This is a genomic window from Providencia sp. PROV122 (genome assembly GCF_028482365.1).
Classification (GTDB): domain Bacteria; phylum Pseudomonadota; class Gammaproteobacteria; order Enterobacterales; family Enterobacteriaceae; genus Providencia; species Providencia stuartii.
Map to the genome: position 1 here is coordinate 146,417 of NZ_JAMPQI010000012.1, position 17,416 is coordinate 163,832.

Genomic DNA, 17,416 nt, shown 5'->3' on the forward strand with positions numbered 1-17,416 from the left:
TAAAATTACTTACCGTTTAAAAACGGCTGGTGCAACAATCTGAACAATTAGCACAGCTAAATAGGCCAAACCCAGTGGTGTTAATGACGCTTTAAACACACCAAAAGCAACAACTAGTACGATAATAGTTGTAACAACCTTTAGCCCTGCTCCTAATGCAAAGAACCAGGCAATGCGGACAGGTTCATCCTCTTCTTTTGCTTTCTGAAAGTGGACTAGCAGCATAAATACGATATTTGGTAACCAGCATGCTAAACCACCCGCAAGAGCAGAGGCCCCCCATTCTATACTATTTGCACAGAAAGCCCCACTGAGGATCACAAAAGTTATTAACTGAAAAGACAACTGCTTTACAGCATATTTGTTGTCGTAAAGGGATACAGACATAACTTTTTGTACTCCCAGCTATTCTCAGCCTCAGAAACGCTAAGTGTTGTATAAAACTGTCTTTGCTTAAATGTGTCAAGAGACAAAAACGAGCAAATTATACGGGCAGGCGAAATGAATTCAATCAGTAAGTAGCGAAAAGGTGAATAAATATTTAATTTTTTCGAGATAGCGCAGAAATGTGGCAATAATAATTAATAAATAGTTAATGACTCGACAACTAAAAACATTTTTCTGTGATGAGTATCACAATATTTACTGTTCAGATTATTAGCGGACTCCCGCGTTCTCACTAAGAAAAAAAAGATTTGAGCCATAAATCAAATAATTAAAAGCGATATTTTTTAAACAAAAAAAAGCCATAATAAATCAAATATTTCATTATTAATTAACTAAGACACAAACTGGATTTATCTAAAATATCCATTTAGAGATATTTTTTAATCTCTAATGTTCATTTTTGCTAGTTATTCGTTATTACCGTGTAAATATCACGTAAAACCCGAATTGAGAGAATAAGGTAAAAATAAAAATAGCAGTAACATTGTAAATGCTACTGCTAAAGCTCTAAAAGATAAAAATTTATTGATGAAAAGCAACTTTATTTTAAAGATAAAATCACTAAATGACGTTGTTCATCAAGTTCAGGCACTTTCAATTCAACGATGGTATCAATTGAAAAATTATCAGGTAAGTCAGTCAGTTCCTCTTCACGCACCGCTCCCTTCAATGCATAGAACTTCCCAGAAGCATTTGGCAGATGATGGCACCAGCTCAACATATCACTTAAGGAAGCAAATGCGCGGCTAATTACGCCATCAAACCCTGATTCAGGCTGATACTCTTCAACACGTGATTGAATCGGCTCAATATTATTTAACCCTAGCTCATGTTGGACTTGTTTGAGGAAGCGAATTCGCTTCCCTAAACTATCAAGCAAAACAAAATGCGAATCAGGTCGAACAATCGCTAACGGTACTCCAGGCAACCCCGGCCCCGTTCCAACATCAATAAATGATGTGCCCTTAAGCTGACCGTTCACCACTATGCTATCCATAATATGACGGATTAACATTTGTTGAGGGTCACGAACAGAGGTCAGGTTATAAGCCTTATTCCATTTCGCCAGTAGTTCGACATATCCCACTAGCTGCTGCTTTTGTTGATCAGTTAATTCAATGTTCGCGAGAGCCGATAAGCGCGTTAGTTGTGCTAATAAACTCATTATTAAGCGCTCCTACGCAACATGCCTTGCTTTTTTAACCAAACAAGCAAGATGGAAATTGCTGCTGGAGTAATTCCCGAAATACGCGAAGCTTGACCAATTGAAGTTGGCTTATGATCATTTAGCTTAGCCATCACTTCATTTGATAACCCTTTGACTTGCTTATAATCAAGATCAACAGGCAATAAGGTGTTTTCATTGCGTAGTTGGCGCTCAATCTCTTCTTGCTGACGAGCGATATAACCTTCATATTTCACTTGAATTTCAACTTGATCCGCAGCTTGAGGATCGGTGATCCCCGGTGCAAAACGGCTTAGTGAAATTAATGTTTGGTAATCCATTTCAGGGCGACGTAATAAGTCTTCCCCGTTCGCTTCTTTAGAAAGCGGAACTGACAGTATCTGATTGATTTCATCATGACCTTCAGATTTTGGATGAACCCAAATATCTTTTAGGCGTTGACGCTCTTTCTCAATCAACTCAACTTTGTTGTTAAAGTGAGCCCAACGGACATCATCGACTAATCCTAACTCACGGCCTTTTTCTGTTAAGCGCAAGTCAGCATTGTCCTCACGTAACATTAATCGATATTCTGCACGAGAAGTAAACATACGGTAAGGCTCTTTTGTTCCTAGGGTGCAAAGGTCATCCACCAGCACTCCCATGTAAGCTTGGTCACGACGAGGGAACCAACCTTCTAAATCAAAAGCATATTGAGCCGCATTTAAGCCAGCTAGCAACCCTTGCGCACCAGCTTCTTCATAACCTGTAGTTCCGTTAATTTGACCAGCAAAGAACAAACCATTAATAAACTTACTTTCAAGTGTTTGTTTTAGGTCTCTAGGGTCAAAGAAATCATACTCAATAGCGTAACCCGGACGTACGATCCTTGCATTTTCCATCCCTTTCATTGAGTGGACAATTTGCATCTGTACATCAAATGGTAGGCTGGTGGAGATCCCATTAGGGTATATTTCATTGCTCGTTAACCCTTCAGGCTCTAAAAAGATCTGGTGAGCGTCACGATCGGCAAAGCGCATGACTTTATCTTCGATCGATGGGCAATAACGAGGACCGATCCCTTCAATGATCCCAGCATACATTGGGCTACGATCAAGGTTATTTCTAATCACATCATGGGTTTTTTCATTCGTATGAGTGATATAGCAAGGCATCTGTTGTGGATGTTGATCCTGTGATCCTAAAAAGGAAAATACAGGCATTGGATCATCACCAAGCTGTTGAGCTAATTGGCTAAAATCTATTGTTCTAGCATCAATTCTTGGTGGTGTACCCGTTTTTAAACGATTAACACGTAAAGGTAATTCTCTTAGGCGCTGTGACAGTGAAACAGATGGGGGATCCCCTGCTCGTCCACCACTGTAATTTTCTAAACCAATGTGGATTTTTCCATCAAGGAAAGTACCGACTGTCAACACAACTGCTTTGGCTTTAAATTTCAGCCCCATACGGGTTACCGCACCAGTAACCGTGTTATTTTCCACAATTAAGTCTTCCACGGGTTGTTGGAAGATCATGAGATTTGGTTGATTTTCTAAAGCCGTTCTTACCGCTTGGCGATAAAGGACGCGGTCTGCTTGTGCTCGAGTTGCACGAACAGCTGGCCCTTTACTGGCATTGAGGGTTCTAAATTGAATACCCGCTTTGTCTGTCGCGATAGCCATTAGGCCACCAAGGGCATCAATTTCTTTTACCAGATGCCCCTTACCGATCCCACCGATGGCTGGGTTGCAAGACATCTGGCCCAATGTATCAATATTGTGAGTCAGTAATAGGGTTTGACGCCCCATACGTGCAGCTGCCATTGCTGCTTCAGTACCGGCATGACCACCACCAATTACGATGACGTCAAATTGCTCTGGATAAAACATGTGTGAACCTTAACGTTAGAAAAATGCTGAGTGTTGCATTCGAGGAGAGAATTCTACTCAAGTTTTAAGGATAGACCAAGCTAAGTTGATCCGAGCCTTATTATATAAAGATCTTTTTATTTAAAGATCTCTTTATTAGATCTTTTATTAGGATCATCGATATCTGTGGATAACTGACTTTTCACTTTAAAGATCATAAAAGTGTAAAGGATCATATACTGTGAATGATCCGTGATCCTTTTGCGTATAAGCTGGGATCTAAAAGGGGGGTTATGCACAGGCATCCGACCCTTTAAAACTTATACTATGGATAACTACGGGTTAATACCGCGATCTTACCAGAGTTATCCACATCTGTTCGTTGTTATTTTGAACAAACTAGAGTTCGTTTGCCCAAATTTTAACCCATTCCCCTGCCGGATCTTCCGGTATTTCGTGTTGCTGTACATCGATTTCTAGTGGCTCACCGATCCTTTTCGCCCCATGATCGACTAATAGGCGACTTAATTTATGGATCGCGCCACAGAAAGTGTCATATTCAGAACTACCGATACCTACACTACCAAACAGCACCTGACTAAGATCAGGGGATTGGCTTTCAATTTGTTCAGCTAGAGGTTGAATATTTTCAGGAAGATCGCCTGCCCCATGAGTGGAACTCACCACCAGCCATAAACCTTCACGTGGAAGTGAGTCAAGATCAGGCCCATGCTGCACTTCTGTTTCATAACCAAGTTCTTCTAAGATCTCAGCCATATGTTCTGCAACATACTCAGCACTGCCCATTGTGCTGCCACTTATTAGGGTTACTTTTGTCATGGTGATTCCCGATAGCAATATTAGGGCGTTATTGTACGCTGTGAATGAGCTGGGATCTACCTGTGGATAATGTGGTTATATAAATTTTTTTCTATGGGGTGATTGTTCTCATGATCGGGTTCTGTAGCGAGATCAGCGTTTCTGTCGATTGAATTTCATCGATAGTTTGAATTTTGTTGATAAGTAGGTCTTGGAGGGCATCAATAGATCGGCACATCACCTTAATAAAAATACTGTACTGCCCAGTCGTATAGTAGACCTCAACTACTTCTTCTAGGGCGTCTAATTTTTTGAGGGCGGTGTGATAATCTTTAGCACTTTTCAAAATAATGCCAATAAAGCAGCACACATCAAAACCGAGTTGTTTCGGGCTGATATCAATACGTGTTCCTGTAATGATCCCTGCCTGCTTCATTTTTTCTACACGGACGTGAATAGTACCTGGGCTAACGGAGAATTTTTTAGCAAGTTCAGCATAAGCTGTACGTGCATTGCGCATTAATTCGTGAAGTATGTCACGATCGAGATTATCGATTTGATAATTTTCAGGCATTATTACCTCCTTAATTTAACGAATTCTCATTTTTATACCCATTTTTTTAGATAAAATAAATGGGAAAGTGTTTTTTTAATGAAGTATATTGAATTCCACCCCTGTTTTGTTGCTTAATCTACACATCGGCTAACGCAGCTAACAAATTATGGGTAAATAAAATGGACAAATCATTCATCGAACAACAGCAGCAAATCAGCTTTGTTAAATCTTATTTTTCACGTTTACTTGAAAAAGAGCTTGGCTTAATTGAAGTTCAAGGTCCTATCTTAAGCCGTTTAGGTGATGGAACTCAGGATAACTTGTCAGGCCATGAAAAAGCGGTTCAAGTAAAAGTAAAATCAATTCCTGACGCAACCTTTGAAGTGGTTCACTCCTTGGCTAAATGGAAACGTAAGACATTAGGCCGTTTCGATTTTAAACAAGGCCAAGGCCTTTACACTCATATGAAAGCGTTACGTCCGGACGAAGATCGCTTAACACCAATCCACTCTGTTTACGTTGATCAGTGGGATTGGGAAAAAGTGATGGCAGATGAGGAGCGTACACTTCCTTATCTGAAGCAGACAGTGGGTAAAATCTATCAGGCAATAAAACAAACAGAAGCCGCAATTAGCAGCGAATTTGGGCTGGCACCGTTCCTGCCAGACCAAATTCACTTTATCCACAGTGAAGAACTGCTACAACGCTATCCTGATTTAGATGCAAAAGGCCGTGAACGTGCGATTGCTAAAGAATTAGGCGCTGTTTTCCTTATCGGTATCGGTGGGAAGCTATCAAACGGTGAAGCGCATGATGTGCGTGCACCAGACTACGATGACTGGACAACTGAAAACGAAGATGGCTTTAAAGGCTTAAACGGTGACATCATTGTGTGGAACCCAGTGCTGCAAGACGCATTTGAAATTTCGTCAATGGGGATCCGTGTTAGCCCTGAGTGCCTGACTCGTCAGCTAAGCTTAACAGGCGATGAAAAGCGCATGGAGCTAGAATGGCACCAAGCATTAGTCGAAGGCAAAATGCCACAGACTATCGGCGGCGGTATTGGTCAGTCACGTTTAGTGATGTTACTGCTCCAACGTCAGCACATTGGCCAAGTTCAATGTGGTGTTTGGTCTCCAGAAACTCGTGAATCTGTTGCGGGTATGCTGTAGTTAGCGACTAAAGCGGCGCAATAACCTGCTTTTTAATCCGGTATCAAAGCGCCAGATATGATCAAATATCTTCATGATGCCGGGTTTCCCATAATTTGAAACAGATACCGCATGGAAGCGGTATTTCCCTACCTGCTGAAGGGATCTTATCTTTTTGATTAATTCGTCAGGCAAACGTTGAGAAACAAAATCGGAAATCACCACCGCGTCAGCATCTGACCATGTCGGGGTTTCGAGTTTTTTGACCGTTTCTTGCAAACAGTTAGCTAAATCTGTTCCTCCACGAAATGTTTGGTGTAAAAAACGAATACACTGCTCTAAACCATCCACGGAGAGTAAATCATAATGGACGAGTTCAGTAGAAAATAACATGATGTGACATGAACGGTTATCCGCCAGCGCAATTTTTAATAATGCGAGGCAAAATGCTTTTGCACATCGCTCATTTATTCCCCCCATAGAGCCTGAAGTGTCAATACAGACAATAAAAGGCCCTCTAGGTTGCTCTTCATGATGATGGTGAGTTACGGGGCGCAATACTCGTCTTTCTTGCCAACTTTCCCCTTGGAGACGATAAGTGATTAACTGCTTTTCAAGCAGTTTTCGATAGAACTCAAACTCAATTTCTTCAAGCCCTAACATCGCTAATTCGGTAGGTAATAGTCGTAATACGTCATCACTTTGGCTTAATCCATCAACTTGCTCTGGTATTGTTTCAGGGACTTTCTCGAAGATAGTCATTGGCTCTAGCAGCACGCTATCTTCAGGCAGGGTGCGAGCAGATTGGCTGCGGCCTAATAATTGAGCTATCTTTTCCAATTCTGGTTGTTGGCGTAAAAAATCACTATATTGATTCAATAACTTATCATTATAGGCTGATGCTGTATTTAGCCCTTTACTTAAATCCCATAACCGGCCAGCAGCCCGCTCATTTTCACCTAAAATCTCTTCAAGATTACCGCTTAACGCGAGCCGTTGTTGTAGTTCAGCGAGTAACTGCTCTTTTTCTTGCTCTAATAACTCCTTATGTAAAGTTGTCACCTGCAATATCAAACTGATCCGCCAGCGTTGGATAAATAAACTTTGCCTAGCGCTTTTATTCTCTATTTTACCTGAACTTAATTTGCAGGCTTCGGCATAAAAAGGAGAGTCTATGGCTTTTAGTGTTTCAATAATCTCGGGTAATTGATTAAAAAATAACTCAGTCGCTTGACCAAGAGACTGTTGATAAAGTTGAAACTCCTCAGCGAGCTGAGCAGGCACTAAGGCATCTTGCAGCTTTTGTTTAAGATCTTTTTTCCATTCCGATAAATCTTTTAACAGGGCTTTTTTAAGTCGAGGGTGTTTTTCAAAGAAAACGGCGAGTTGAGGTGTGGCAAGAAGAGAGATAATAATCTCTTCTATAAGCTGGCTTTCATTAACGGAAAGCAATAAGTCTAGCGTGGCTAAACTCAGCATAGTTAATCCGCCATTTTTCCTGTTATTTGATTACGTAACTGAGTGAGCTTTTCAGTTAACTTCATAAAGCTTCCTTCGATTCCTGCCAGCCAGCTTGATTCAATAAATAAATTGGGCTGTTGTTGTTCAAATTGATAACGCGCCGATTGAATATCTTGTTGGATCTTATCAAGCTTTTCTAACCATTGTGTGTTATCCGTTTTATCGACGGTGGTGGTGGATTCTTGTAAATAAAGAGTGGAAGCTTGGTGACTCACATCTAATAGCTGAATCTGATTTAAGTTATTAATTTCAGCAGCAATTTCTTGTGCAAAACCAATACCATTGAGGTGAGCTGATAGAGTAGTACCTTTCGTTAGAAAATGAGTCAGTAACTTTTTATCCGTGGTAATAAACGTTACTTTTATATCATGTAACTGTAGTGGCTTATGCAAAAATAGTGTTAAACGCCCCTCTTTGATATTTTCTGGAAGAGTGTACGTTGGCTTACGAGCAAACATTGGCGTATTTTTATTGACCTTAAAAGCATTTTGATTGTTTTGATCTTGGGTTGATGAGGTCCACTCTTGGTAGAGCATTTCTATTTCACGAGAGAGTTTTCTCTGTTGCCAGCCATCTTCTTCTAATATGGACTTGAGTAATTGAGGTAAGGCATTCATCGATTGCATGTCATGCCATAAACAATCTTTTAATAGGATGATATCAAGGGGTGAAATGGTATTTCGCCCATTAAAAAACGCACTGGCTTGTAATAAATAGACCGCTTTTTTCCAGCGTCTATCCGAGACATAAAGGTGTTTATCGGTGGCATCCAGTTGCTGGCGGAGTTGATAAATAAGTTCAAAACAGTGATCGGGCAGCGTAATTTTAGGGATTTGCTGTTGCCACTCTTTATATTCATCATCACTGATTTTTAAGTGTTCAGGAACCAGTGACTCATCTTGGGGGGATTTACCTGTCAGCAACGCTCGGAAGTTTTGTTTTTCTTGTACTTTATCGAGCCAAATACGGATAAGCATTCGGTCAAATAGCGCTTCCAAGCTATTGTCAGCATCAGGAAGCTCGTTAGATGCGGTGACTAATAAACGCATAGGAATAGCACTTTCACCATCTCCATTACGGAATTTCCGTTCATTGATAGCGGTGAGTAGGGTATTTAAGATAGCGGGGCCAGCTTTCCAAATTTCATCAAGAAAAACCACCTCAGCATCAGGTAAATAGCCTTTTGTTAGTCGTTGATAGCGCCCTTCATCTTTTAAAGCTTGGATGGATAATGGCCCAAAAATTTCCTCTGGTGTGGAAAAACGGGTCATTAAATATTCGAACGCATTCGCGTGGCGAAACGCATACTTCATGCGGCGTGCAATTAAGCTTTTAGCGATACCTGGAGGCCCTAAAAGAAAGACACTTTCACCACTTAATGTGGCCAATAAACATAAACGAATTGCTTGCTGGCGTTCATACAAACCACTTTCAAGGTAATTGCTAAGTTGGGCGATTCTTTCCGCTAACTGCATATTCGTTCCTTTTATTATTTATGTCATTTATTGCTAGGTTATCCATCGAGGTGCCAATTTTGCAACGAATTTTGTCATTTTTCTTTGATTTAGACTCACTATCAACAAAAACGATTCAGCTATAACTAATTCAATACTTTCATCTTTTTTTCTCTTTTTGGCGCTAACGAAACGTTTCGATGGCGATCACAAATCTTAGCCAACAACATTGTGTTGTTCATTTTCTTATCTATGATTAGATTTAGCGAAACGTTTCGCTCATAAGGAAACGGCGGGAACAATGAAAAAAGGTATTTTGCTTAATTCCAATATTACATCCGTGATAGCAAAGTTAGGTCATACCGACCATATCACAATTGCTGATGCTGGGTTACCTATACCACAGCAGGTTGAACGTATTGATTTAGCTATTACACAAGGTTTGCCCGATTTGATGTCGGTATTGAGTGTCATTACTCAAGAGATGCAGATTGAAAAGGCAATTTTGGCTGGCGAGATCACGACCGTTAATCCTGAAATGGAACATGCGATATTGGCACATTTGCAGGCATTAGAGCTTGCCCAAGGAAAACCAATAACAGTGGAATATTGTAGTCATGAAAGCTTTAAAAAAATGACTCATGACAGCAAAGCGGTGATTAGAACAGGGGAGTGTTCACCTTTTGCTAATGTGATCCTTTGTTCTGGTGTGACGTTTTGAGGTGTGTATGCAGCCTTTATTAGAGCTTATTGGCATTGAAAAGTCTTTTCCCGGAGTAAAAGCACTAAACGGTGCTGCACTTAAAGTTTACCCAGGAAAAGTGATGGCGCTAGTCGGTGAAAATGGTGCGGGTAAATCCACCATGATGAAAGTGCTTACAGGTATCTATAGTAAAGATGCTGGCGCTATCCGTTATTTAGGGAAAGAAGTGGTCTTTCATGGCCCTAAAAATTCACAAGAAGCAGGGATTGGTATTATTCATCAAGAGCTTAATTTGATCCCTGAACTGACAATTGCTGAAAATATTTTCCTTGGTCGCGAATTTGTTAATAAATTCGGCAAAATCGACTGGAAAACCATGTTCAGTGAATCCGATAAGCTACTAAAACGCCTGAACTTGGATTATGACAGCCATCAATTGATCGCTGAGCTTTCTATTGGCGAACAGCAAATGGTTGAGATAGCGAAAGTGTTAAGTTTTGAATCGCAAGTCATCATCATGGACGAACCAACGGATGCCCTCACAGATACGGAAACAGCATCACTCTTTCGAGTTATTGAAGAGCTTAAAGCGCAAGGGCGTGGAATTGTTTATATCTCTCATCGCTTAAAAGAGATTTTTGAAATCTGTGATGATGTAACCGTGTTTCGTGATGGACAATTTATCGGTGAAAAACCTGTCAAAGAATTAGAAGAAGAAACCCTGATTGAAATGATGGTGGGCCGTAAATTAGAAGACCAATACCCACGTATTCATGTTCCGGTGGGAGAGGTTCGCTTACAGGTTGAAAATGTATCAGGCCCTGGTGTCGATAATGCCAGCTTTTCATTGAGAAGCGGTGAAATTCTAGGCGTTTCTGGTTTGATGGGAGCAGGGCGTACTGAATTAATGAAGATCATTTACGGCGCTGCGACAAAAAAATCAGGTGAAGTACGCCTTGATGGCAAAAGTATTTCATTAAAAACGCCACAAGACGGTTTAAATAACGGCATTGTCTATATCTCGGAAGATCGTAAACGTGACGGTTTAGTACTAGGCATGTCCGTCAAAGAGAACATGTCGTTGACAGCACTTCGTTACTTTAGTCGTGCTGGCGGCAATCTTAAACATAAAGAAGAACAACAGACGGTCGGTGACTTTATTCGCTTATTTAATATCAAAACCCCTTCCATGGATCAGATTATTGGCAACCTATCGGGAGGAAATCAGCAAAAAGTCGCGATTGCGCGTGGTTTGATGACAAGGCCTAAAGTCCTGATTTTAGATGAACCAACTCGAGGTGTGGATGTTGGGGCTAAAAAAGAGATCTATCAATTAATTAACCAATTTAAAAAAGAAGGGCTGAGCATCATCTTAGTTTCTTCTGAAATGCCAGAAGTGATTGGGATGAGTGACCGCATTCTCGTTATGCATGAAGGGCATATTAGCGGTGAGTTTTCAGCTAAACAGGCCACTCAAGAAGTCTTAATGGCTGCCGCTGTTGGCAAAAGCTACGGCTCAGTTCAGGAGTTATCAGAATGACATCGAATACCACAACCTCAAAACGTTGGTTCAGTAAAGCATGGCTAATGGAGCAAAAATCACTGATTGCATTATTAGTGTTAATTGCCATTGTTTCATCCCTTAGCCCGAATTTTTTCACCCTTAATAACCTGTTTAATATCCTGCAACAGACATCGGTTAACGCCATCATGGCTGTGGGGATGACGTTGGTGATCTTAACCTCCGGTATTGACCTATCTGTTGGTTCATTACTGGCTTTAACAGGGGCTGTTGCGGCATCGATGGTGGGGGCTGATGTGAATGCCTTCGTCGCCGTTGCGGGAGCATTAGCCCTTGGGGCTGCTATTGGTGCTTGTACGGGGGTGATTGTCGCCAAAGGTAAAGTTCAAGCCTTTATTGCGACATTAGTCATGATGTTGTTATTGCGGGGGGTGACACGTGTGTATACCGATGGTAGCCCGATCAATACAGGTTTCAGTGATAATGCGGATCTTTTCGGCTGGTTTGGTATTGGTCGTCCCTTCGGGATCCCGACCCCTGTTTGGTTGATGATCATTGTGTTTGCCGCGGCATGGTATCTATTACACCACACCCGTTTGGGTCGATATATCTACGCATTGGGTGGAAATGAAGCCGCGACGCGCTTATCCGGCATTAATGTCGACAGAATTAAAATTATTGTCTATGCCCTGTGTGGATTATTAGCGGCATTGGCGAGTGTTATTGAAGTTGCTCGACTGTCGTCAGCGCAACCAATGGCTGGTAATGGTTATGAGCTTGACGCAATTGCCGCTGTTGTTCTTGGCGGTACAAGTCTGGCTGGTGGTAAAGGACGCATTGTTGGAACTTTGATTGGTGCTCTTATCTTAGGTTTTCTCAATAATGGCTTAAACTTACTAGGTATATCATCAAACTATCAAATGATTGTAAAAGCGGTTGTCATCTTACTTGCCGTACTCGTTGATAATAAAAAGTAACTTATACCCTACAGGAATACGATTATGAAAATGAAAAAACTCGCAACCTTGCTATCAGCCGTCGCTTTAAGTGCTACTGTGAGTGTTAATGCGATGGCGAAAGAGAGTATCGCTCTGGTTATTTCCACACTGAACAACCCGTTCTTTGTGACAATGAAAGATAGTGCTCAAAAAGAAGCCGATAAATTAGGTTACGAACTAATAGTACTCGACTCTCAAGATAACCCTGCTAAAGAGCTAGCTAACGTTCAAGATTTAACTGTTCGTGGCACTAAACTCATGTTGATTAACCCGACCGATTCAGATGCGGTTGGGAATGCCATTATCATGGCCAATAAAGCAAAAATTCCTGTTATCACCCTAGACCGCGCAGCTAACAAAGGTGATGTAGTCAGTCATGTCGCTTCTGATAACCGAATGGGCGGTAAGATGGCGGCAGATTTTATCGCTGAAAAAACAGGTAACGACGCCAAAGTGATCCAACTCGAAGGGATCACAGGAACTTCCGCAGCTCGTGAACGCGGTGAAGGTTTTAATACCGGTGCAAAAGAGCATAAATTTAATGTATTAGCCAGCCAGCCTGCTGATTTCGATAGAACAAAAGGCTTAAACGTGATGCAAAACCTACTGACAGCGCATCCTACTGTGCAAGCGGTATTTGCTCAAAATGATGAAATGGCATTAGGGGCGCTAAGAGCGTTACAAACCGCAGGACGTGATGATGTATTAGTTGTCGGGTTCGATGGAACCAATGATGGTATTAAAGCGGTTGAAGGGGGCAAACTAGGCGCAACAATTGCACAGCGCCCTGATCAAATTGGCATTGTAGGTGTACAAATCGCCGATAAAGTTTTGAAAGGTGAAAAGGTCGAGCCAACAGTACCTGTAGAACTAGAACTGGTTGTTAAAAAGTAATAAAGATTAACCGCCGTTATCCTTAACGGCGGTTTGCTCTATTTGCGAATAAAATAAAAAAGGCAAAAGGAAATAAATGTTATGGGCGCAGCTAAACTTGTGGTTTTAGGTAGTATCAATGCTGATCATATTCTAAACATCGGGCAATTTCCGCAACCGGGAGAAACGGTTAGAGGGAATCACTATCAGGTTGCTTTTGGTGGTAAAGGTGCGAATCAGGCGGTTGCTGCTGGACGAAGTGGTGCTGACATAACATTTATTGCTTGCGTCGGTAACGATAGCATTGGGCAAAGCATCAAAACGCAGCTCAAAAATGATCATATTGATGTTGAATGTATTGATGTCGTTGATAATGAAACAACGGGTGTTGCACTGATTTTTGTAAACCAACAAGGTGAAAACGTAATTGGTATCCATGCTGGAGCCAATGCGCATTTAACTAAAGAAAGAGTGAACCACTATCAGCAAAAAATCATTGATGCAGATGCCGTACTGATGCAATTAGAATCCCCTATTGAAGCGGTTCAGTTAGCAGCGGAAATTGCACAAAAAAACAGTACAAAAGTCATCTTAAACCCTGCACCTGCCCAAGCTCTTCCTGACTCGTTACTTGCTTTAGTCGATATTATTACGCCAAATGAAACAGAAGCGGAGCATTTGACTGGAATTACCGTCAAAGATGATCAGAGCGCACAAGCGGCAGCTCAAGTATTGCATGATAAAGGTATCAGTAAAGTCATGATTACGTTAGGGGCGAGAGGCGTTTGGTATAGTGAAAAAGGTTCAACAGGTAAAATTATCGCTGGATTTAAAGTGAAAGCCGTCGATACAATTGCGGCAGGGGATACCTTTAATGGCGCTTATGTTACCGCTTTACTTGAAGGGAAAAGTGATGCTGAGGCTATTGTTTTCGCTCATGCAGCGGCTGCAATTGCGGTAACTCGACCCGGTGCACAACCCTCTGTACCATGGCGCAATGAAATCGATGCATTTTTAACTCAACAGGAATAGCTTGTGGCAACAATGAAAGATGTTGCGCGCCTTGCTGGCGTGTCGACATCCACCGTTTCTCATGTCATCAACCAAAATCGCTATGTCAGCGAAAGTGTGACATTACGAGTCAAAAATGCGATTGAGCAGCTAAATTATGCTCCATCGGCGTTAGCTCGTAGCTTAAAAATGAATCGTACTAATACGATAGGTATGTTACTGACAACCAGTAATAACCCTTTTTATGCAGAAGTGGTTCGTGGGGTTGAGCGCAGTTGTTATGAACGTGGTTATAGTTTGATCCTCTGTAATACTGAAGGCGACCTTCAGCGGATGAATCATAGTTTAGAAACACTATTACAGAAACGCGTTGATGGTTTACTGATGATGTGTACAGAAGTTCAGGGGCCATCAAAAGAGGTTCTTTCCCGTTATCCCGCAGTGCCTACCGTGATGATGGATTGGTCTCCCTTTGAGTCTGATGGCGATATTATTCAAGATAACTCTTTTCTTGGCGGGGAGATTGCCGCACGTTATTTAATTGATGCGGGGTTCACCCAAATTGCTTGCATCGCAGGCCCCCAAGACAAATCACCAGCACGTGCGCGTTTCCAAGGTTTCATGCAGGCGATGAAGCAAGCATCGCTGAATATTCCTGATGAATATATTATTTTTAGTGATTTTGAATTTGCTGGTGGCTTTAATTCAATGAATAAACTGTTGGCGCTTGCTAACCCACCTAAAGCTATTTTTGCCGGGAATGATGCCATGGCCGTTGGCGCTTATCAGGCGATATTTCGTAAAGGACTGAAAGTACCTGATGATATCTCAATCATTGGCTACGATGATATCGACTTATCACCTTATATGATCCCGCCATTAACGACGATTCATCAACCAAAAGATGAATTAGGTAAATTGGCTGTCGACCAGCTTATTTTTCGGATGGATAACCCTGAAGCCGACGCTAACGTTTTGGTGTTGACGCCCAAACTGGTTGAGCGCCAATCCGTTAAACGAAATTAGTTCTTATCTGATGGTTTAGACTTATTTTTTATTAAGTTTTGACCATCACTTTTCTTCAACAACAAGAAGACAAATGCAGAAAGTAATGTAATAGCACCGATAGTTATAAAGGTGTAATGGAAATTATCTACAGTATTCCCATGTGGTAAGCCTTCATAGAAGCTCAATATTGCCGCACTGACTGCAATACCAAAACTGATCGATAGCTGTTGAGTCACCGCTAACATACTATTCCCCGCACTGGCATTATTATCTGTTAAATCAGCTAAGCAAATCGTATTCATCGCAGTAAATTGCGTTGACATAACCATCCCAAGCACAAATAGAGGTATCACCAGTAAATAGATAGACATAGTCGGGGTCTGGAGAGAAAACTGAGCTATCATAAAACTAATAATGACCGTCACGGTAAACAGTGTTTTTCGATAACCAAAGCGAGTCAGTATCCGAGTTACTGCTGATTTTGCGATAATTGACCCTATAGCCATTGGAGCCATCATCATACCGGCGATAACCGCTTCGTAGCCAAAACCAACCTGCAACATTAATGGCATCAAAAATGGAATACTTCCTGTCCCTAATCGAGTGGCAATATTACCGCTAATACCAATACTAAAAGTACGGGTTTTAAATAAATTTAGTGGAATGATGGCATGTTTTATACGTCGAGCATGAAAAACATAAAGAAATAGGCATACAAAACCACCGAGTACGATGGATGCTGGAATGTAACCGGGCAAGGACTTGTCGCCAAAGAGATCCAGACTGACTGATAACATGACAAGACCAAAGCCAAAGAGAATAAACCCAAGAACATCAAACTTACGTTTTGGCATTTTAAAATCAGGCATTGATTTTAAGGCGTACAAGATCCCTAAAATACCAATCGGAATATTGATAATAAAGATCCAATGCCATGTGGCATAAGTCACTAATACACCGCCTAGTAAAGGGCCTAAGATAGGACCTACTAATCCAGGGATAGTAACAAAGTTTAATATTGGGAGTAATTCACTGCGTGGATAGGCACGGATCAATGCAAGGCGCGCAACAGGCATCATCATTGCCCCACCAATACCTTGGATAACGCGGGAGGTGACTAAGAATGTCAATGACGGTGATAGCGCACAAAGAAGGGAACCAAAGGAAAACAGTGAAACAGCGATAATAAAAATGCGACGAGTGCCGAACCTATCTGCAAACCATCCACTCACAGGAATTAATAATGCAACTGTTAATGTATAACTGACAATCGCAGATTGCATGGCGAGTGGTGAATGGTGGAGGCTTTTGGCGATATCAGGTAGCGCCGTGTTCAAAATGGTTGCATCAAGGGCTTGCATGAAAAATGCCATTGCGGCTATCCATGGAAGGCCTGACATGCTTTTAGCTGTTTTTAACATCGGTAACCTATTAAATAAAAAGTTAAAGCAAACATGGAAAGTTATCGTGTTAGGTTTGTTTTCCAGTAATAGTTAATAACTTATAGCAGAGATCAAACGCTTTGGCGCTATTACCTTTTATTATGGCATTTGCCAGTTGCTGATGAATGTCTACTTCAATAACGTCATTTTCTGTAATCGCATCAAAATAGAATTGATAGACAGAACGGAATAAATTGGCAAAGGAGATCAAAAATGGATTGGCACAAGCTTCATAAATCGTTAGATGAAAACGGTGATCAACATCTATCCAACGTTGCCTATCAAATTGCTTTTCTAATAATTGCATTTCATTGGCGAGTGCTTTGAGTAAATTATTTTGCTTGTCTGTGGCATGTTTTGCGGCAAGGTAGCAAGCTTGCGGTTCAATCGCGAGTCTTACAACATGAAAATGCCTAATAACGACCGTTTGTTCATCACTGCTTATCCACCATTTAAGCAGATCTTGATCCAAAAAATTCCAGTGGGATGAAGGCATAACTCTTGTGCCAATGCGAGGACGCGCAAGTAACATCCCTTTTGCTGCTAACATCTTAACCGCTTCTCTAATCGCTGTGCGGCTGGCTTGGAATTTATCAGATAACTCTATTTCACTGGGAAGAATAGAGCTTGGTAAATAAGTGCCTTTCAAAATCTCTTGGCCTAGCTGTTCGGCAATAAGATAAGAAAGGTTTTTTTGCGAAGCAGTTTGCTGCTCACTAAATTCCATAATTAGTCCCAATACATAACCTTGAGCAATTATATTACGTGAGTTGGGGGATAATTGCTGCTGAAATAATCAATTCTACCGTTGTTTTAGTTGATTTATCACCGTTTTGATGAAAAAAAGCGCGAACGAAAAGAAAATGCAAAATAAG

General features: G+C 41.2%; 16 protein-coding genes. 7 read left to right on the top strand and 9 right to left on the bottom strand.

Features of this window, described 5'->3' with window-relative positions; all coding sequences use genetic code 11:
- Positions 1 to 9: 9 nt before the first annotated feature.
- The 5 genes from atpI to asnC all read right to left on the bottom strand — a co-directional run bounded on the left by atpI (position 10) and on the right by asnC (position 4,876).
- Positions 10 to 387 (bottom strand): F0F1 ATP synthase subunit I, encoded by a 378-nt coding sequence (gene atpI / locus PSE69_RS10785; RefSeq protein WP_004923974.1) that lies wholly within the window; start codon positions 385 to 387, stop codon positions 10 to 12.
- A 601-nt stretch (positions 388 to 988) separates the two neighbouring features.
- Complete coding sequence (rsmG, locus tag PSE69_RS10790; RefSeq protein WP_121874771.1) at positions 989 to 1,612, bottom strand: 16S rRNA (guanine(527)-N(7))-methyltransferase RsmG; 624 nt, start codon at positions 1,610 to 1,612, stop codon at positions 989 to 991.
- Positions 1,613 to 1,614: 2 nt separating this feature from the next.
- Positions 1,615 to 3,504, bottom strand: coding sequence for a tRNA uridine-5-carboxymethylaminomethyl(34) synthesis enzyme MnmG (gene mnmG / locus PSE69_RS10795; protein ID WP_004923968.1), 1,890 nt, complete (start codon positions 3,502 to 3,504; stop codon positions 1,615 to 1,617).
- Positions 3,505 to 3,882: 378 nt separating this feature from the next.
- On the bottom strand, positions 3,883 to 4,323 hold the full coding sequence (gene mioC / locus PSE69_RS10800; RefSeq protein ID WP_004923965.1) for an FMN-binding protein MioC: 441 nt from the start codon (positions 4,321 to 4,323) through the stop codon (positions 3,883 to 3,885).
- A 91-nt stretch (positions 4,324 to 4,414) separates the two neighbouring features.
- Entirely contained in the window at positions 4,415 to 4,876 is a 462-nt protein-coding gene (gene asnC, locus PSE69_RS10805; RefSeq protein ID WP_121874772.1) for a transcriptional regulator AsnC, read from the bottom strand.
- Positions 4,877 to 5,037: 161 nt separating this feature from the next.
- Between asnC and asnA the strand changes: the two genes are divergently transcribed.
- Positions 5,038 to 6,030 carry an aspartate--ammonia ligase gene (gene asnA, locus PSE69_RS10810; RefSeq protein ID WP_004923963.1) on the top strand — a complete coding sequence of 331 codons (993 nt, stop codon included), beginning with the start codon at positions 5,038 to 5,040 and terminating at the stop codon, positions 6,028 to 6,030.
- Here the strand turns inward: asnA and viaA are convergent, their stop codons facing one another.
- Positions 6,031 to 7,488, bottom strand: coding sequence for an ATPase RavA stimulator ViaA (viaA, locus tag PSE69_RS10815; RefSeq protein WP_004923962.1), 1,458 nt, complete (start codon positions 7,486 to 7,488; stop codon positions 6,031 to 6,033).
- Positions 7,489 to 7,490: 2 nt separating this feature from the next.
- On the bottom strand, positions 7,491 to 9,005 hold the full coding sequence (gene ravA / locus PSE69_RS10820) for an ATPase RavA (protein ID WP_004923961.1): 1,515 nt from the start codon (positions 9,003 to 9,005) through the stop codon (positions 7,491 to 7,493).
- A gap of 280 nt (positions 9,006 to 9,285) precedes the next feature.
- On the opposite strand from ravA, the gene rbsD reads away from it, so the two are divergent.
- The 6 genes from rbsD (at position 9,286) to rbsR (ending at position 15,117) form a co-directional block, all read left to right on the top strand.
- Positions 9,286 to 9,705, top strand: coding sequence for a D-ribose pyranase (rbsD, locus tag PSE69_RS10825; RefSeq protein ID WP_004923960.1), 420 nt, complete (start codon positions 9,286 to 9,288; stop codon positions 9,703 to 9,705).
- Positions 9,706 to 9,712: 7 nt separating this feature from the next.
- The gene (gene rbsA, locus PSE69_RS10830) at positions 9,713 to 11,227 is read left to right on the top strand and encodes a ribose ABC transporter ATP-binding protein RbsA (protein ID WP_004923958.1); all 1,515 of its coding nucleotides are present in this window, start codon (positions 9,713 to 9,715) and stop codon (positions 11,225 to 11,227) included.
- Positions 11,224 to 12,186, top strand: coding sequence for a ribose ABC transporter permease (gene rbsC, locus PSE69_RS10835; protein ID WP_004923956.1), 963 nt, complete (start codon positions 11,224 to 11,226; stop codon positions 12,184 to 12,186). The genes rbsA and rbsC overlap by 4 nt, the downstream gene beginning before the upstream one ends.
- A 24-nt stretch (positions 12,187 to 12,210) precedes the next feature.
- Positions 12,211 to 13,101: a ribose ABC transporter substrate-binding protein RbsB gene (gene rbsB, locus PSE69_RS10840; RefSeq protein WP_014657139.1), complete on the top strand. Its 891-nt coding sequence runs from the start codon at positions 12,211 to 12,213 to the stop codon at positions 13,099 to 13,101.
- Positions 13,102 to 13,182: 81 nt separating this feature from the next.
- Entirely contained in the window at positions 13,183 to 14,112 is a 930-nt protein-coding gene (gene rbsK / locus PSE69_RS10845) for a ribokinase (RefSeq protein WP_004923951.1), read from the top strand.
- Positions 14,113 to 14,115: 3 nt separating this feature from the next.
- Positions 14,116 to 15,117 (top strand): ribose operon transcriptional repressor RbsR, encoded by a 1,002-nt coding sequence (gene rbsR / locus PSE69_RS10850; RefSeq protein WP_014657138.1) that lies wholly within the window; start codon positions 14,116 to 14,118, stop codon positions 15,115 to 15,117.
- Here the strand turns inward: rbsR and mdtD are convergent.
- Together mdtD and PSE69_RS10860 are read right to left on the bottom strand one after the other, a co-directional pair.
- On the bottom strand, positions 15,114 to 16,520 hold the full coding sequence (gene mdtD / locus PSE69_RS10855; RefSeq protein WP_004923945.1) for a multidrug transporter subunit MdtD: 1,407 nt from the start codon (positions 16,518 to 16,520) through the stop codon (positions 15,114 to 15,116). The genes rbsR and mdtD overlap by 4 nt on opposite strands.
- A gap of 49 nt (positions 16,521 to 16,569) precedes the next feature.
- Complete coding sequence (locus PSE69_RS10860) at positions 16,570 to 17,268, bottom strand: FadR/GntR family transcriptional regulator (protein WP_004923944.1); 699 nt, start codon at positions 17,266 to 17,268, stop codon at positions 16,570 to 16,572.
- Positions 17,269 to 17,416: the final 148 nt, after the last annotated feature.

Bases quoted from the DNA above. Each gene is read 5' to 3' on its own strand.
- atpI (WP_004923974.1), bottom strand. From the start codon at position 387: ATGTCTGTATCCCTTTACGACAACAAATATGCTGTAAAGCAGTTGTCT.
- rsmG (WP_121874771.1), bottom strand. From the start codon at position 1,612: ATGAGTTTATTAGCACAACTAACGCGCTTATCGGCTCTCGCGAACATT.
- mnmG (WP_004923968.1), bottom strand. From the start codon at position 3,504: ATGTTTTATCCAGAGCAATTTGACGTCATCGTAATTGGTGGTGGTCAT.
- mioC (WP_004923965.1), bottom strand. From the start codon at position 4,323: ATGACAAAAGTAACCCTAATAAGTGGCAGCACAATGGGCAGTGCTGAG.
- asnC (WP_121874772.1), bottom strand. From the start codon at position 4,876: ATGCCTGAAAATTATCAAATCGATAATCTCGATCGTGACATACTTCAC.
- asnA (WP_004923963.1), top strand. From the start codon at position 5,038: ATGGACAAATCATTCATCGAACAACAGCAGCAAATCAGCTTTGTTAAA.
- viaA (WP_004923962.1), bottom strand. From the start codon at position 7,488: ATGCTGAGTTTAGCCACGCTAGACTTATTGCTTTCCGTTAATGAAAGC.
- ravA (WP_004923961.1), bottom strand. From the start codon at position 9,005: ATGCAGTTAGCGGAAAGAATCGCCCAACTTAGCAATTACCTTGAAAGT.
- rbsD (WP_004923960.1), top strand. From the start codon at position 9,286: ATGAAAAAAGGTATTTTGCTTAATTCCAATATTACATCCGTGATAGCA.
- rbsA (WP_004923958.1), top strand. From the start codon at position 9,713: ATGCAGCCTTTATTAGAGCTTATTGGCATTGAAAAGTCTTTTCCCGGA.
- rbsC (WP_004923956.1), top strand. From the start codon at position 11,224: ATGACATCGAATACCACAACCTCAAAACGTTGGTTCAGTAAAGCATGG.
- rbsB (WP_014657139.1), top strand. From the start codon at position 12,211: ATGAAAATGAAAAAACTCGCAACCTTGCTATCAGCCGTCGCTTTAAGT.
- rbsK (WP_004923951.1), top strand. From the start codon at position 13,183: ATGGGCGCAGCTAAACTTGTGGTTTTAGGTAGTATCAATGCTGATCAT.
- mdtD (WP_004923945.1), bottom strand. From the start codon at position 16,520: ATGTTAAAAACAGCTAAAAGCATGTCAGGCCTTCCATGGATAGCCGCA.
- PSE69_RS10860 (WP_004923944.1), bottom strand. From the start codon at position 17,268: ATGGAATTTAGTGAGCAGCAAACTGCTTCGCAAAAAAACCTTTCTTAT.